15 protein-coding genes are annotated in these 15,532 nt (G+C 66.6%); 8 read left to right on the forward strand and 7 right to left on the reverse strand.

The annotated features are described in order from the left end of the window. Nucleotides 1-170 precede the first annotated feature (170 nt). The 3 genes from QHC78_RS10605 to QHC78_RS10615 are packed head-to-tail and all read left to right on the forward strand — an operon-like array spanning nucleotide 171 to nucleotide 3,338. A complete protein-coding gene (locus QHC78_RS10605; protein ID WP_319744228.1) occupies nucleotides 171-1,136 on the forward strand; it encodes a Bug family tripartite tricarboxylate transporter substrate binding protein in 966 nt (321 codons plus the stop codon). 4 nt (nucleotides 1,137-1,140) lie between these two features. Continuing rightward, nucleotides 1,141-1,764: a 2-hydroxychromene-2-carboxylate isomerase gene (locus QHC78_RS10610; protein WP_319744230.1), complete on the forward strand. Its 624-nt coding sequence runs from the start codon at nucleotides 1,141-1,143 to the stop codon at nucleotides 1,762-1,764. Further along, nucleotides 1,761-3,338: a class I adenylate-forming enzyme family protein gene (locus QHC78_RS10615; protein WP_319744231.1), complete on the forward strand. Its 1,578-nt coding sequence runs from the start codon at nucleotides 1,761-1,763 to the stop codon at nucleotides 3,336-3,338. The genes QHC78_RS10610 and QHC78_RS10615 overlap by 4 nt, the downstream gene beginning before the upstream one ends. Here QHC78_RS10615 and QHC78_RS10620 read toward each other — a convergent pair. The 4 genes from QHC78_RS10620 to QHC78_RS10635 all read right to left on the reverse strand — a co-directional run bounded on the left by QHC78_RS10620 (nucleotide 3,328) and on the right by QHC78_RS10635 (nucleotide 7,256). Further along, entirely contained in the window at nucleotides 3,328-4,323 is a 996-nt protein-coding gene (locus QHC78_RS10620) for a Bug family tripartite tricarboxylate transporter substrate binding protein (protein ID WP_319744233.1), read from the reverse strand. The genes QHC78_RS10615 and QHC78_RS10620 overlap by 11 nt on opposite strands. 78 nt (nucleotides 4,324-4,401) lie before the next feature. Beyond that, on the reverse strand, nucleotides 4,402-5,406 hold the full coding sequence (locus QHC78_RS10625) for an FAD-binding oxidoreductase (protein WP_319744235.1): 1,005 nt from the start codon (nucleotides 5,404-5,406) through the stop codon (nucleotides 4,402-4,404). Nucleotides 5,407-5,415: 9 nt separating this feature from the next. Further along, complete coding sequence (locus QHC78_RS10630; RefSeq protein ID WP_319744237.1) at nucleotides 5,416-5,913, reverse strand: aromatic-ring-hydroxylating dioxygenase subunit beta; 498 nt, start codon at nucleotides 5,911-5,913, stop codon at nucleotides 5,416-5,418. Then, nucleotides 5,913-7,256: an aromatic ring-hydroxylating oxygenase subunit alpha gene (locus QHC78_RS10635; RefSeq protein WP_319744239.1), complete on the reverse strand. Its 1,344-nt coding sequence runs from the start codon at nucleotides 7,254-7,256 to the stop codon at nucleotides 5,913-5,915. The genes QHC78_RS10630 and QHC78_RS10635 overlap by 1 nt, the downstream gene beginning before the upstream one ends. Nucleotides 7,257-7,359: 103 nt before the next feature. Here QHC78_RS10635 and QHC78_RS10640 point away from each other — a divergent pair, with 103 nt between their 5' ends. Beyond that, nucleotides 7,360-8,391, forward strand: coding sequence for a LysR family transcriptional regulator (locus QHC78_RS10640; RefSeq protein ID WP_319744241.1), 1,032 nt, complete (start codon nucleotides 7,360-7,362; stop codon nucleotides 8,389-8,391). On the opposite strand, the gene QHC78_RS10645 is transcribed toward QHC78_RS10640, so the two are convergent. Genes QHC78_RS10645 through QHC78_RS10655 form a run of 3 tightly spaced genes read right to left on the reverse strand, consistent with a single transcriptional unit; the run spans nucleotide 8,300 to nucleotide 12,192 of the window. Then, complete coding sequence (locus tag QHC78_RS10645) at nucleotides 8,300-10,528, reverse strand: xanthine dehydrogenase family protein molybdopterin-binding subunit (protein ID WP_319744243.1); 2,229 nt, start codon at nucleotides 10,526-10,528, stop codon at nucleotides 8,300-8,302. The two genes, QHC78_RS10640 and QHC78_RS10645, sit on opposite strands and share 92 nt — an antisense overlap. 44 nt (nucleotides 10,529-10,572) lie before the next feature. Further along, nucleotides 10,573-11,580: an FAD binding domain-containing protein gene (locus QHC78_RS10650; protein ID WP_319744245.1), complete on the reverse strand. Its 1,008-nt coding sequence runs from the start codon at nucleotides 11,578-11,580 to the stop codon at nucleotides 10,573-10,575. 9 nt (nucleotides 11,581-11,589) lie between these two features. Then, on the reverse strand, nucleotides 11,590-12,192 hold the full coding sequence (locus QHC78_RS10655; RefSeq protein WP_319744247.1) for a (2Fe-2S)-binding protein: 603 nt from the start codon (nucleotides 12,190-12,192) through the stop codon (nucleotides 11,590-11,592). A gap of 184 nt (nucleotides 12,193-12,376) precedes the next feature. Between QHC78_RS10655 and QHC78_RS10660 the strand changes: the two genes are divergently transcribed. Genes QHC78_RS10660 through QHC78_RS10675 form a run of 4 tightly spaced genes read left to right on the forward strand, consistent with a single transcriptional unit; the run spans nucleotide 12,377 to nucleotide 15,513 of the window. After that, nucleotides 12,377-13,351, forward strand: a complete 975-nt coding sequence (locus tag QHC78_RS10660; RefSeq protein WP_319744249.1) for a dipeptidase — start codon at nucleotides 12,377-12,379, stop codon at nucleotides 13,349-13,351. 15 nt (nucleotides 13,352-13,366) lie between these two features. Continuing rightward, nucleotides 13,367-14,131: an RraA family protein gene (locus QHC78_RS10665; RefSeq protein WP_319744251.1), complete on the forward strand. Its 765-nt coding sequence runs from the start codon at nucleotides 13,367-13,369 to the stop codon at nucleotides 14,129-14,131. Beyond that, entirely contained in the window at nucleotides 14,128-14,490 is a 363-nt protein-coding gene (locus QHC78_RS10670; RefSeq protein WP_319744253.1) for an NIPSNAP family protein, read from the forward strand. Before QHC78_RS10665 ends, QHC78_RS10670 begins: the two co-directional genes overlap by 4 nt. 42 nt (nucleotides 14,491-14,532) lie before the next feature. Further along, on the forward strand, nucleotides 14,533-15,513 hold the full coding sequence (locus tag QHC78_RS10675; protein ID WP_319744255.1) for a Bug family tripartite tricarboxylate transporter substrate binding protein: 981 nt from the start codon (nucleotides 14,533-14,535) through the stop codon (nucleotides 15,511-15,513). Nucleotides 15,514-15,532: the final 19 nt, after the last annotated feature.

The raw sequence follows: 15,532 nt of genomic DNA on the forward strand, positions 1-15,532 counted from the left end.
CGGCACGAGCCTCGCCTTTACCCGAGCGGCAGAGGGGCCGCCGCTAGGGTTCCCCCGGGTTTCCTAATATATAAGGATACCTTACATTTATCCTGGAACTGCCAAACGAGCAGCAGCCCAGTCCGCGATCACCGATCCGGGCACAAGCAGCCAACGATCCAGGAGACAACATGCCTTGCATACGCCTATGGGCGGGGGCCGCCGTGCTTGCCGCGATCGCTCAAGCGCCCGCCGTCGCCAGCGACTACCCGGCCCGCCCGATCCGCCTGGTGGTGGGCTACACCGCGGGCGGCGGCAGCGATATCCTGGCGCGCGTACTCGCGCAGAAAATGTCGGAAGGGCTGGGAGTCCAGGTCATCGTCGAGAACCGCCCGGGCGCGGCCTCGATGATCGCGACCGAGTACGTGGCCCGCGCCGCCCCCGACGGCTATACCATCCTGCTGGGCGCCAGCGGCGCGCTCGCGATCAATCCTGCGCTATACAAGGAGGTGAAGTACGACTCCGCGAAGGATTTCGCGCCGATCTCGCTGGTCGCGTCGCTGCCGGTGCTGATGGCGGTCAACAAGGGAGCGCCGGCGCAGAACCTACCCGACCTGCTGGCCTATGCGAAGGCGCATCCCGAAAAGGCCAATTACTCGTCCGCCGCCGCACCGTTCCGGCTCATCGGCGAACAGCTCAACCTGCAGGCCGGCACGCGGTTCCAGGAAATCCTCTATAAAGGCAGCACCGACGCGGTCAACGCCGCCATGGCCAACGACGTGCTGGCCACCATCTCGGATTCGATCTCGATCGGCGTCGGCATCAAAAGCGGCAAGCTCAAGGCCATCGCCATCACTTCGCGCGCCGAACATCCGTCGTTTCCTGGCGTGCCGACCTTCACCAGCCTGGGCCTGAAAGGCCTGGACATGCAGCTATGGCAGGGACTGCTGGCGCCGGCCGGGACGCCTCCGGCGATCGTCGAGCGGCTGCAGCGGGAGGTCCATCGCGTCATCGCCCTGCCCGAGGTGCGCCAACGCTATGCCGGCATGGGGCTCGATCCGGAAACCAGTACGGCCGCGGAGTTCTCGGCGTTGATCGCCAGCGAGCTGACCCGCTGGGGCGGTATCGTGAAAGCCGCGGGCATCGAAAAGCTGTAGCGGTATGGACCAGCCTTCGCCCATCGCCTTCTATTTCGATCCTATCTCTCCCTACGGCTACCTGGCCTCGACGCAGATCGAGGAATTGGCCGCGCGCTACGGCCGGCAGGTGGATTGGCGGCCGGTGCTATTGAGCGTCACGGTCCTGCAGGTCATGGGACTCAAGCCGGTGCCGGCCACGCCGCTCAAAGGCGACTACTCGCGCCAGGATAAGAACCGGATGGCGCGGCTGCTGGGCGTCCCGATATGCGAGCTCCGCCATCCGGAGGTCTCGCCCATCCGTGCGCTGCGCGCCTTCCTCTGGCTCAAGGAACGGGATGCGGCAGAGGCCGCCCGCTTCGCCCGCAGCATTTGTGCAAGGCTATGGGCGCGCGGCGAAGACATCTCCACGGCCGAAGCCGTGCTTCACGAGGCAGCCCTGCTGGGCCTGGACGTGGCCGCGCTGCGCGACGGCATGGAGTCGCCCCAGATCAAGACGCGGCTCAGGGAAGAAGTGGACCGCGCCGTTGCCGCCGGAGTGTTCGGCGTGCCTTTCTTCATCGTGGACGGCCAGCCCATATGGGGCGTGGACCGCCTATGGATGCTCGAGCATTGGCTCGAGCACGGTTCTTGGGACCCCGCGCCATGACCCGCCAGGATGCCCTGCTTCAATTCGCCGGCCAGGACCTGGCGACCCTGCTTGCCCGGAAAGCGACCGAGCGCTCGCGCCACCCGTTCCTGATCTGGGCGCCGGAGCCCGGCGTCTCGCGCACCTGGACCTATGCCGAGTTCGCCGACCAGGCCGCCCGCCTGGCCGGCGGCTTGCAGGCACGCGGCATAGGCGCCGGGGACCGGGTGCTGATGCACCTGGAGAATTGCCCGGCGTTCCTGTTGACCTATTTCGCCTGTGCCCACCTGGGTGCGGTCTGCGTACCTACCAATGCCATGGCGGCCGGACCGGAGCTGGCCTACTTCGCCGAGTTGACCGGCTCCCGTGGCGCGATCACGCAACCGAAGTTCGCGGACAAGGTCCGCAGCCATTGCGGCGGACTCGCATGGCTGGCCGTGACCGAGGACGACGCCGGCCAACCCGCGGATCCGGCTACGGCCCCCCCGCCCGAAGAACGCTACGCCCGCCTGCTGGGCAACCCTGCGCCCGCGCGCACCCCCGACGCCGCCGCACCGCTTTCCGTGCTGTTTACCAGCGGCACGACCTCGCGGCCCAAGGGCGTGCTGTGGACCCACGCCAATGCCTTGTGGGCAGGCAGGCTGGGCGCCCTGCAGCAGGGCCTGCGGAGCGACGACATCTACCAGGTGTTCCTGCCGCTGTTCCATGTGGTGGGCCTGTCCTGGTCCGTCTTTCCCGCGCTGTGGGCCGGGGCCAGCGTGGTGCTGCAGCCGCGCTTCTCGGCCAGCCGCTATTGGCCCGTCGCCCTCGAGCACCGTTCGACGGTCGGGTCGCATGTCATCTTCAGCGCCAATGTGCTGGCCGGCATGCCGGCCCCGCCCGGCCACGCATTCCGGCAGTGGTGCAACGCGCTATGGCAGCCCGAGCACGAGACGCACTTTGGCCTGAAGATGATGGGCGCATGGGGCATGACCGAGATGGTGGCGCAAGGCATCGTTACCGATCCCTGGTCGCCGCCCCGCGCGGGCGCCATTGGCCGGGCCTCGCCGGGCTACGGCGTGCGCATCGTCGACGACCGCGGCCGTGACTGCCGGCCGGGCGAGCGCGGCCACCTGCTCATCCGCGGCATCCCCGGCGTCACGCTGTTTGCCGAGTACTTCGGCAATGCGCAGGCGACCCGGGATGCCTTCGACGACGACGGCTACTTCAAGACAGGCGACAGCGTGCTGCTGCACGACGACGGCTCGATCCAGTTCGGCGACCGCGCCAAGGACCTGCTCAAGGTGGGCGGCGAGGGCGTCTCGGCGGCCGAAATCGAGCGGGTCATCCGAAGCGTGCCCGAGGTAGGCGAGGTGGCGGTAGTCGGCCGGCCCGATCCCGCCTATGGCGAGGTGCCGGTGGCCTTCGTGCGGCTGGCAGCCGGCGGTGGCGCGCCGGCGGGGCTGTCGGAGGCCATCATCGAGACTTGCCGGAAGGAGCTGGCCAAGTACAAGGTGCCGCGCGACGTCGTGTTCGTGGACGACTTCCCTCGCATAGGCGTCGGCAAGATCTCGAAGGCCAGGCTCAGGGAGCTGGCCGCGGCGCCTAGCGCGTGATGCCCTTGCTTTCTATCAGCGCCCCCAGCATGTCGTAGTCCTTCTTCAGGTTGCGCTTGAACTCCTCGGGCGAAGTCATGATGGGCTCGGCCGACAGTTCCTTGAGCCGGGCCACCACGTCGGGCGCGCGCGTCGCCTTGGAGAAGGCCGCATGTATGCGCGCGACCACGTCCGGCCGGGTGCCTGCGGGAACGAACAGGCCGGTCCATTGATGGGGGTTGAACTCGGGATAGCCGGCTTCCGCGAAGGTCGGGACGTCCGGCATGGACTCCACGCGCTTGCTGCTGGTCACCGCCAGCGCGCGGACCTTGCCGCCTTGCACCTGGGGCGCGGCCAGCGTGCCGGAAATCAGCAGCGCCTGCACATGCCCGCCCACCAGGTCGGTCATGGCGGGGCTGCCGCCTTTGTAGGGCGCATGGACCATGTCTATCCGGGTCATGTCCTTGAACACTTCGAAGAACAGGTGGTTGCTGGTGCCGGCGCCCGGGCTGGCGTAGGAATACTTGCCCGGCGCGGCCGCGGCAAACGCCACCAGTTCCTTGACCGACTTCACTGGCAGCGCGGGATTGACCAGCAGCGCCAGCGGAATGCGCACCAGCTGGCTGACCGGCTGCAGGTCGCGGAACATGTCGTATGACAGTCCCTTGTACAGGTGGGGGTTGGCCGGCACGCCATCGGCCGTCATCAGCAGCGTATAGCCATCAGGCTCGGAGCGCGCCAGCGCGCCTTCGGCGATGGTGCCGCCGGCGGCGGGGCGGTTCTCGATGATGACCGGCTGCCCGAAAGCCTCGCTCAACTGCGGCTGCAGCGTGCGGGCGATGATGTCGGTCAGTCCGCCGGGTGCGAAGGCCACGATGATACGGATCGGCTTGCTGGGCCACGCTTCTTCTTTGGCGCCGGCGGCGAGCGGCGCCGCCAGCAGGCAGCCTGCCAGCAGGGAACAGGCGGCACGCCTGAGGCGGAACGGCAAAACGGGCTTGTTCATGGCTTGTCTCCAATGTTGTTCGCGGCGTGAAGCCGCGTTTGGCACAGCCAGCGGCCATGCATGCCGCCGGGTCCTTCCTTACGACGATGAATTCGATGGCAGGAATTTCTCGGCCCGTATCCGGCGCCGGTCGACGCCATGTGCAGCCAGCCACTGCGAGCAGGACTCGATCATTGCCGGGGGTCCGCACAAATAGGCATCCGGCGCATCCGCGAGCAACTCGTCGCGCAACAAGGCGGTCGCGTAGCCGACCGGCCCATGCCAACCCTGGTCCGATGCGGCAATCCGCTCCACAGTCAGCGGCAGCCGGCCGCCGAGATCCGCCAGCTCGGCCTCGGCGAAAAACTCCGAAGCGTCGTTCACGCCGATAAGCAAGCGGACCGGCCGGGGTTCGGGCTGCAGCGCCATCGCGCGCAACATGGACAGGAAGGGCGCCAGCCCGGTGCCGCCAGCCACCATCAACAGCGGCCGGTCGTTCTGGCGCAGGTAGAAGTGCCCGGCCGGCGCACTGATCTTCAAGGTGTCGCCGGCTGACGCACGCCTTGTAAGGTAGCCGCTCATCGCACCGTCCGGCACCAGCTTGTGGAAGAATTCGAGGACGGTGTCGCCCGGCCGGTTGGCGCAGGAATAGGCGCGCGAGACGCCGGTATCGGGAACCTGCAGGTTGACGTACTGCCCCGGCAGGAACCCGACCGGCTGGGCGGTTTCGAGCCGCGTGCGAACCACGCTCGACGACACCGGCGCCACGTCGATCAGCCGCGCTTCGCCCCAGGCCGGCGCTGGCGCGCCGTGCAAGCCGGACGGATAGGGCAGCTCCACCACGCAGGCGGTGCGCGGCACCATCTTGCAAAGCAGGGTCTGCCCCTGCTCGCGCTCGTCGGTGGACAGGGCCTCGTCGCTGTAATCGTCGAGGTCGAACTCGCCCGCCGTGCACCAGGCTTTGCACTCGCCGCATGCCCCCTCCAGGCAATCATGGGCCAAGTGCACCGAGGCGCGGTAGGCCGCCTGGTAGACCACTTCGCCGGGCCGGGCCGGAAAGCTGACTGCGCGGCCGTCCTCGTAAATCGCGGTAATGGAATGCATGAGCCGGCCCTAGATGTGATAGACGTCGATGGTGCCTTCGATCTTTTCGTCGATCATCACGATGTGCTTGCGGGCGATCTTCCACTGGCCGTCCAGGCGCCGCAATGTGTAGTAATAGCGCCCGCCGCGGGTCGCATCGCCGCGCGGCCCCACGCAATGAACCAGCCAGGAAGCACTAGCCTGGACCTCGTCGCCAGCCTGCGCCGTAATCACGATATTGGTGGTCTGGTGCGAGGTCCGGTCCAGCGGCAGCGACGCGAAAGAGTCCCGGCTGCGGATACGAAAGATCCGCTCTTCCAGGCCCAGCCGCGAATCCATGTACATCAGGCACAACTGCGTGCGGGGATCGGTGGTCACGGCGTCCTCGGACACCCAGGCCGGCACGAAGTACTCCACGTCCGGCGCGAACAGGTCCAGCCAGGCATCCCAGTTCTTTTCGTCCAGGTAGAGGGCTTCCTTGGCCAGCAGGGTGCTGACCTGCACGTACAAATCGGTATCGGCAGACATCAGCCCCGCTCCTCTTTCATCATCCGCAGCCAGTGGCGGTAGTAGCCCTGGTAGAAAGCTTCGTGATCCCAGTTGTCGGACGCCGCCACAGCCTCGCAGCCGATATCCAGCAGCGAGCGGCACTCGGTGCCCGGGCGGGTGGCCGTTTCGCCGCGACCGTAGTCGTTCCAGCGGCTGAGCCGCGCTTCGCCGCCGATGGCCGTGTCCTCGAGCGCCGCGATGTCGTCCGAAGTGGCCATTCCGGTCGGGAGGTAGAAATCGACGAACTTGCGCAGTCGCGAGGCACGGGCCTGCACGCTCTCGCCACGGGGCGCGACGCACTGGATGCGGACTTCGGTGCGATCCGGCGATAGCGGCCGCAGCGTACGGATCTGGGTGGACGGCTGGTCGAACAGCAGCATGTTGGGGAACAGGTAGAGATTGCGGCCCATGCCGACCATCCAGTCCACCTTGCGCTCGTCGAACTCGCTCAGCAGCCGCTCCCGCGCTTCATAAAGCGGCGCCGCCTGCGGCGACGAACGCCGGGCCCAGATGCCGATATGGCCATTGCCGAAATCGGCGGTGCCCGATTCCACCCGGCCCACGATGCGTCCGGCCTCGGTCTTTTGCGTCCCCGCGTCCCCGCGCGCTTCCTCGCGCATGGCCATGGTGGCGGCGAACACCCGGTGTACGGTGCTGACGTGATAACCGTCCACGCCGTTTTCCCCGCCCATCTTCCAATTGCCCCGGATGATGTAGGTGGCGTCGCCTTCGACCACTTCCAGGCCGTCGGGCGACTGGTCGACCATTAGATCTATCCAGACCTTGGCCGCGCCCAGGTGCGCGGTCAGTTCCGGCACGTCGGCGCGCAGGCTGCCGAACACGAAACCGCGGTAGCACTCCACGCGCGGCACGGGCTTGAGGCCGAAACCTTCACGCAGGTCCGCATCGTCGCGATAGGCGCCGGTTTCCTGGTTCTTGATCTTGATGCAGCGGCCGGCATCGTTGTAGGTCCAGCCGTGGAACCGGCAGGTAAAACTCTTGGCCGAGCCCTTGCGCAGCGGTGCGACGACCGTGCCCCGGTGCGAACAGGCGTTGGCGAAAGCGCCGAGACTGCCGTCCTTGCGGCGATTCACGACCACCGGCTGGCGCCCCATGTGGCGGGTCACGTAGTCGCCGGGCTGCGCCAGTTCGCTTTCGTGGCACAGGTAGACCCAGCCGTTCTCGAAGATGCGTTCCATTTCGGCATCGAACAGCGCCGGATCCTTGTAGATCTCGCGGTCGACCAGGAACCTGCCGCTGTCCGGATCGTCCAGCACGTACTCCGCGAATCCGGGACGGTCCGCAGTGTTTGCTTGTGTCATCGTCTCGCTCCACTCGATGTGGGGCGAATCTTAGGTTGGGCCTAGATATATGTAAAATGAAATGATTGAATCACATTCATTCTTCAGAAGAATGTCTTAGCGGATGGACAAACCCCTGTCGCGCCAGCTGGACCTCAATCTGCTCGACCTGTTCGATGCGATCTACCGCAGCCGCAATCTGACCGCGGCGGGCAAGGCGCTGGGGTTGAGCCAGCCCGCCATGAGCCATGCGCTGGCAAGGCTGCGCGACATGTACGGCGACCCGCTGTTCGTGCGGCTGGCCAAGGGCGTGGCACCGACCCCGTTTGCAGACGAGCTGATCGGGCCGGTTTCGCAAGCGCTGCAGATACTGGGACAGACGCTGGAAAAAGGTTCGTTCGTGCCGGAGACCGCGCGGCGGGTGTTCCGGCTCGCCATGACCGACATCGGCGAGCACACGTTCATGCCGCGCCTGATCCGCCACCTCCAGCGCCACGCGCCGCGGCTGTGCGTGGAGACCGTCGCCACCAGCGCCAGTCCGGAAGACCTCGCGCAGGAACTCTCCAAGGGCAGCATCGACCTGGCCCTGGGCGCGATCAATCCCGACATCGCCGGCGTCTCCAGCCACACGCTGTTCTCGGACGTGTATGCCTGCGTCGCCCGCCCGTCGGCCGTGCCGCGCGGCACGCTGAGCCTGGCGGAATTCAAGCGCGCCCGCCACGTCGTGCCCGCCGTGGCCGGGACCAACCACGCGGTACTGATCGACCGGATGCTGGCAGCCAATGGCATGAGCGGACAGGTCGTCGCCCGCGTTACCCACTTCCTGGCCATCGCGGAGCTGGTGGCCAACACCGACGTGATTGCGATCATGCCTCGCAACCTGGCGCTATCGGTAGCCGCACGCTGGGGACTGTGCCACTTCTCGCCGCCGGTGCAAATGCCCGGCTACGACGTCATGGTCTACTGGCACAAGCGCTACGACCACGAGCCGGGCAATGCGTGGCTGCGGCAAGCGATCGTAGCGCTGTTCCAGGGCGGCCCCGCCGCGGCCGGGAACGAAGCGCTCAAGCCCGCACCTCGGAAGCCAGCAGGTCCTCGATCTTCACCGGCAGGTCGCGCACCCGCACCCCGGTCGCGTGATAGACCGCCGACGTGATGGCCGCCGCGACGCCAGCCAGCCCGATCTCGCCGACCCCGCGCGCACCCAGCTCGTTGATGACCGTGTCGGGATAGTCCAGGAAATGCACGTCGATCTCCGGCGCATCGGCATGGGTGGCCACGATGTAATCGGCAAGGTTGTTGTTGATGGGTGCGCCGTTGCGGGCATCGTAGGACGTCTCTTCCAGCATCCCCATGCCCAGTCCCATCACGATGGCGCCTTCGATCTGGTTGCGGGCGGTGCGCGCGTTGATGATCTTGCCGCCATCGATCACTGTCACGACGCGGGCCAGGCGCAGGCGGGCGAGGGCGGGCTCCCACGTCACCTCGACGAAATGCGCGCCAAACGAGTGGGTGGAGTAGCGCTTGAAGCTGCCGTCGTCTTCGCTGGCATCGCCTTTGCCGTGGCCGGTCACGCTGTCGCAGCCGGCGGCCCGTAGCACCTCGCCGATCGGCACTCCCGAGGACGGTGGCCGGTCCGCCGCGTGGACACGGCCCCCGCCCACGCGCAGCGCATCCGGCGCCCAACCCCGAAACGCCGGCAGGCCGGCGCGCAGCGCGCAGTCCACCGCCTGGCGCGCCGCATCCCGGGCTGCGGCCAGGACCGCCGGCACCAGCGACCCCGTTGCCATGGAACCGCCCGATGTCGGTCCGGGCGGCAATGCCGTATCGCCCAGAGCCGCGTCCACCTTTTCGAGCGGCAGCGATAGTGCCGAAGCCGCCATTTGCGCCATGACGGTATAGGTACCGGTGCCTATGTCCTGGGTCGCGCTGGCCACGCGCGCCGTGCCGTCGGCCCGCAGCTCCACCGAGGCCTCGGCCTTGAGGCGCCGGGCCGGCCACGAGCAGGCCGCCATGCCCCAGCCCAGCACCAAGCCGCCGCGGCGCATGGCGCCCACGCGCGGATCGCGCCTGGTCCAACCGAAACGCTCGGCGCCGGCCAACAGGCATTCCCGCAAATGGCGCGACGAGAACGGCACGTTGTCCGCCTCGTCCCTTTCCGGTTCGTTGCGCAAGCGCAGTTCGACGGGATCCATCCCCAACTCCACCGCCAGCTCGTCCATGGCCGATTCGACCGCGAACAGCCCCGGCACCGCGCCCGGCCCGCGCATGGACGTCGTCGGCGCGACGTTCCTGCGAGCCGAACCATAGGTAACACGCAGATTGGGCGTGCTGTAGAGAAAGCCCGTGGCTTCGCCGCAGAACTCCTTGTGATACTCCTCCATCGCGACGTGGAACAGGTAGTCGTGCTGCAGCGAGGTGAGCTTGCCTTCGGGCGTGGCCGACAGGCGCATGCGCTGCTGGGTGTTGCCGCGATGGCCGGTGTTGTGGAACATCATGCGGCGGCTCACCACCAGCTTGATAGGCCGGCCCAGATCGCGCGCGGCCGCCGCCGCCAACGGCGACTGGGTCCACGGCCACAGCTTGCTGCCGAAGCCCGAGCCGACGTGCTCGGTAACCACGCGTACCTGTTCAGGCGGTACGCCCAGCATGGCGGCCAGCGCCGTGCGGTGATTCACGATGCCCTGGGAGCATTCATAAAGCGTGAATGTGTGGCCGTCATAGAGCGCCACCGTGGCGTGCAATTCGATGGGATTATGCGTCTCGGGCGGCGTGCCATAGGTATGGTCGATCTTGATGGCGGCCCGCGCGAACTCGCCGGGCGCATCGCCGCGCTCGGTATCGATCCCGGGCTCGTCGTCGGGAGCGAGCGTTATCTCGACGTTCGGCGGTTGCGCCTCATAGCTCACGCGCACGGCAGCCGCGGCGGCCATGGCTTGCTCGAGCGTCTCGGCCACGACCAGCGCAACGTACTGGCCGTAGTAGCGGATGACATCATCCTCGAACGGCGGCCGGTATTCGTCCAGCTTCGCGACCGCTTCGTGCAGCCGGTGGAAGTGGCCGATGTTTTCGCGCGTATAAACCTTGTGCACCCCCGGCATGCCCTGGGCCACGTCCGTATCGATGCGGCGAATGCGTCCGTTTCCTACGGTGGCGCAAACCGGCACGGCATGCAGCATGCCGGGAAACGTCCGGTCCGCGGCATAGCGGGCGCGGCCGGTCACCTTGAGAGGCCCTTCCACACGCGTGAAGCCGCCGCCGATAACGGGGGGAGCAACGGTTGCCGATGTCATTTCGTTTGTCCTCCAGCTGGGATGTCCGCTGCCACCGGGCGGCATCACGGAATGCTTCGCCCATCGACCGCCATGTGCAGGGCGTGTATCAGGCATCGCCGCGCCAGTTCGACCTTGAACGCGTTCTGCGGGCGGGGCCGGGCGTCGCGCAATAGTTCGTCGGCGGCCGCTTCGAACACGGCCGGCGAGGGTGCGCCCGTCAACAACAGTTCGGCCGAGGGAGACCGCCATGGCCGCGTGCCGATGCCGCCCATCGCAAAGCGTGCGACGGTAATACCGCCGTTGCTCACGGTCATCGCCACGGCCGCCGAGGCCAGCGCGAACTCGTAGGAAGCGCGGTCCCGCAGCTTGAGATAGCAGGACCGGGTGCCGGTGGGCAGGGGGGGCAGCGTCACATGGGTAATCAACTCCCCCGGCTCGAGCACGGTTTCGCGCTGGGGCGTATCGCCGGGCAAGGTGAAGAAATCGTCGATGCCGACGGTACGTGCATGCTCGGGACCTTGGATGTCGATGGATGCGCCCAAGGCCATCAACGCCACATTCATGTCGGAGGGATTGCTGGCGATGCAGGCATCGCTGGTCCCCAGTATGGCGAGGTTGCGGTGGTAGCCGTCCATGGCCGAGCAGCCCGAGCCGGGCTCGCGTTTATTGCAAGGCATCGCCACATCGCGGAAATACACGCAGCGTGTCCGTTGTAGCAGATTGCCGGCCGTAGTGGCCATGTTGCGCAACTGGGCCGAGGCGCCCGACAGCAAGGCCTGGGACAGCACCGGATAGTGTTCCTGGATGAAGGGGTGATGCGCGAGGTCCGCATTGCGTACGGTTGCACCGATGCGCACGCCGCCGTCCGAAGTCGGCTCGATGCGGTCGAGCGGCAGGCGGCTGATGTCGATCACCATCGCCGGCTTCTCGACGTCGAGCTTCATCAAGTCGATCAACGTGGTGCCGCCCGCCAGGAAACGAACGGGCGCGCCTTGCCGGTCCTCCGCGTACGCGGCGGCACGCACGGCCTGCTCGATGTCGTCCGCCCGCCGCAGCTGAAATACGTCCATAACGGCTCCTTACGTCCTGCCGCGGCGCACCTGCTGCACCGCGGCGACGATGTTCTGGTAGGCCCCGCAACGGCAAATATTGCCGCTCATGCATTCCTTCACGTCGGCATCTTCCGGTCCGCAGGGCTCCGACAACAACGCCGCCGCCGACATGATCTGGCCGGCGGTGCAGTAGCCGCACTGGTAGGCGTCATGCTCGAGGAAAGCCGCCTGCACGGGATGCAGCTCGCCGTCCCGGGCGAGGTCCTCGACCGTGGTGACCTCGTCCCCGTCCAGCGTTGCGGCCAGCACTAGGCAAGCGTTCACGCGCCGGCCGTTCACGTGGACGGTACAGGCGCCGCACTGGCCATGGTCGCAACCTTTCTTGGTCCCGGTCAGGTTCAGGTGCTCGCGCAGGCAATCGAGCAGCGTGGTGCGCGGGTCGAGCCGCAGTTCGTGGCTGGTGCCATTGACGGTGACCTTGATTTTCATCGAGAGGTACATGGCGGATGCCGGGGCGGTATCCGCGGCGGGCGCGGGATTGCCGCTCTCGCCGGCGCCGGGGGACTTCGTAGCCAGATCGGGTTCGGACTGACCGGGGCGCACGTTGGGAGGGGGTGAAAGTCCGGGCATAGGGATCTCCAGGAGGATCTTGTTCGTGAGCAACCGCCGTTCCTGCACACAGGCAAGGAACAGTTGCGCGCTTTTTTGCGGAAGGGTCCGGATACCGGAACGCGGGTATCGACAGGCCCTGGCGAAAAGAACAGAATTTTTCGCACATAGGTCCACATTACGGACCAATAACAAGGAACCGGGCATGATCAAGGTATTCGACTTATTGAACGGCGCGCGCATGACGGCCGCGTACGCCGAGGACTGCCTCGCCCACGGGGTGGAAGCGGTCCATATCACCCTGAACAACTACCGCGGCATCAATCCCGTGCCGGACCTGCGCCATGCCTTGAACGAGCTGGCGGCCTACCGCGCCCACTTGCAGACGCTGTCTTCTGTGGTCCACATAGTGGAAAACGCAGCAGACTTCGAACGTGCCCGCCGCGCCGGCAAATTAGGCATCGTGCTGGGCTACCAGAACGTTCCGGGCGTGGAGCGCGACCTGACATTGATGGAGCTTTTTCACGCCCTGGGCGTGCGGGTGGTGCAGGTTGCCCACAACATCCGGAACCTGTACGCCGATGGCTGCGCCGAGCCCGCCGATGCCGGCCTCTCTTCGCTGGGACGCGAACTGGTAGCCGTCCTGAACGAGCTCGGCATGGTCATCGACCTTTCGCACGTCGGCGACCGTAGCGGCCTGGATGTGCTTGCAGCGTCGAAGCAACCGGTGGCGGTCACCCATGCCAACGCCTATGCCTTGTGCCCCAATGCCCGGAACAAGAGCGATGCGCTGCTCGACGCCCTGAAGTCCAACGGCGGAGTCATAGGCGTCACCTACCTGCCGCCGCTGGTCCGCATGCCCGGCGAGACCCCGGGCATGCAGGATGTGGTGGCGCACATCCGCTATGTGGTGGAGCGCCTGGGCGTCGCCCACGTCGGCATAGGCAGCGATTTCATTACCGGCCAGCCGGCCGAGCGCTATCAGGAGTTCATGCGCAAGCCCGAGGTCTACGGCACTTGGCCGTGGCGCTATCCCATCGACGACCTGGCGGCGCAGCAGAACATGCTGGCCGGCCTGGCCGACCTCGGCTTGTCGCGCGCGGACATACAGGCCGTCGCCCGCGACAACTTCCTGCGCCTGTTCCAGACCGTAATGGCGGGCATGCCGTCCGCTGCCTGATATCAAGGAAAAACGATGACCCGTAAAACCCCGCTCGGCAAATTGCCCGCCGCCGTCTTCGGCGAACTCGACATCCCCCGCTATTCCCCAGCCGTTATCGACGCCTTCCTGGCGCTGGAAGACCTGACGGGCACCGTCTCCGACGCCATGGACGAGCTCGGCCTGTGCAGTGTCGTGCCGGGCTGCGACCTGCCGCCTACGCTCCCGGGACGCCGGATGGCCGGGCCCGCCCTGACGCTGCGCAATGTCGAACAGCGGGACGACGCCTACAAAGGCGCGAAGGACCGCATCTCGAAAATGGCCGAAATCGAGGCCCACAACCTGGCAGAGCCTGGCGACGTACTCGTTATCGAGGGTGTGGCCGGCATCTCCAACATGGGCGGATTGTCGGCAGCCATCGCCAAGCGCCAGGGCGAAGCCGGCGCCATCGTCGATGGCGGCATCCGCGATATCGAGCAATCGCGTTCGCAGGACTTCCCTATCTGGTCCCGCGGAGTCAGTTCCATTACCGGCAAATGGCGGCTCGAAACGGTGGCCATCAACGGCATTGTCCGCATCCGCGGCGTGCAGGTGCGCCCGGGCGACCTGGTGGTAGCCGACGAAGGCGCCATCTGCTTCATTCCGCGCGAAGCGGTAGAAACCGTACTGGCACGCGCCCAGGAAATCGCCGCGGGCGAAGCCCGGCGCTACGACGACATCCAGAGCGGCATGCCCATCCCCGAGCTGGCCAAACGCACGCACGTCTACAAATTCAGCCAGGACCCGGGGACGACTCCATGATCGTCGAACAGCGCCTCTATACCTTCCACCCCGGCAACCTGGATGCCTTCCTCGCGCTCTACCAGCAAAAGGGCATGGCGGTGCAGCTGCGCCACCTGCCCGCATTGCTCGGCTATTACGTGGGCGAAATCGGCGCCTTGAACCAGACCGTCACGCTATGGGGCTACCACAGCTTGCAACAGCGCATGGACTGCCGCGAAGCCTTGTTCGCCGACGAAGAGTGGACAGCCTTTCTGACCCAGGCGCGGCCGCTGATGCAAGCCCAGGAGTGCCGGATTCTCAAACCCGCGCCCTTTTTCCGCAGCCGGCTGGCGTACCTCGTCGAGGATGCGCACAGCCTGCCGCACCCCGCGGCGTGACGCACAACGACACGGACCCACGGTCCGATTACGGAGACAAACATGTTCAAACGATATGCTCGTTGCGCGGCCGCCCTCGCCTTGGCGGCCGTCGCTCAGCTGCCGGCCCATGCGGCCGAGGCCTTTCCGACCCGGCCCGTGCGCCTGATCGTGCCATTCTCTCCCGGCGGCGGCATCGACCAGCTGGCCCGCATCGCCGCCGTCAAAATGAGCGAGGACCTCAAGCAGCAGGTCGTGGTGGAGAACATGGCGGGCGCAGGCGGCGCCATTGCCGCCAAGACCGTCGCCAATGCCGCGCCCGACGGCTATACCTTGATCTTCAATTCGTCCTCGGCCGTCGCCACCGGGCTGCTCGGCAAGGAGCGCCTGGGCTTCGATCCCGTCAAGGATTTCGCGCCGGTATCGCTGGTGGCGCAGTTTCCGCTGGTCATGGTGATCAATCCCAAGGTACCGGCGCAGGACATGAAGGAGTTCGTCGCGCTGCTCAAGAAAAATCCGGACAAGTACAACTACGGGTCGTCCGGCAATGGCACCGCCATCCATCTTGCCTCTGAATTGTTCAAGACCCTGGCCGGCGTCAACATGCAGCACGTGCCGTACAAGGGAACGTCCGCGGCCTTGCAGGACCTGCTGGGCGGCCGCATCCACATGATGCTGGACGGCGTGCCGCCGCAGATCGGCAATATCCAGGAAGGCAGGGTGCGGGCGCTGGGGGTAACCACCACCGAACGGTCGGCGATGCTGCCCAACGTTCCTACCGTAGCCGAGACCGTCCCGGACTACGCCTTTCCGTTCTGGGTGGCCATCTATGCGCCGGCCTCCACGCCCCGGCCTGTGCTCGACCGGCTCGCGGCGGCGGTAGCGGCGGCCGCCAAGGACCCGCAATCGCGCCAGCGCTTCAAGGATGCCGGGGCCGACGCCGTGGGATCGTCGCCCGCCGAACTGGCCACCTTCTGGCAACAACAGATCGAGCTGTACAGCAACATCGTCCGCGACACCGGCATCAAGCTCGACGGCGAATAACCGGCGCAGCTGCGTGCTA

The organism is Pigmentiphaga sp., assembly GCF_033795525.1.
Lineage (GTDB): Bacteria > Pseudomonadota > Gammaproteobacteria > Burkholderiales > Burkholderiaceae_B > Pigmentiphaga.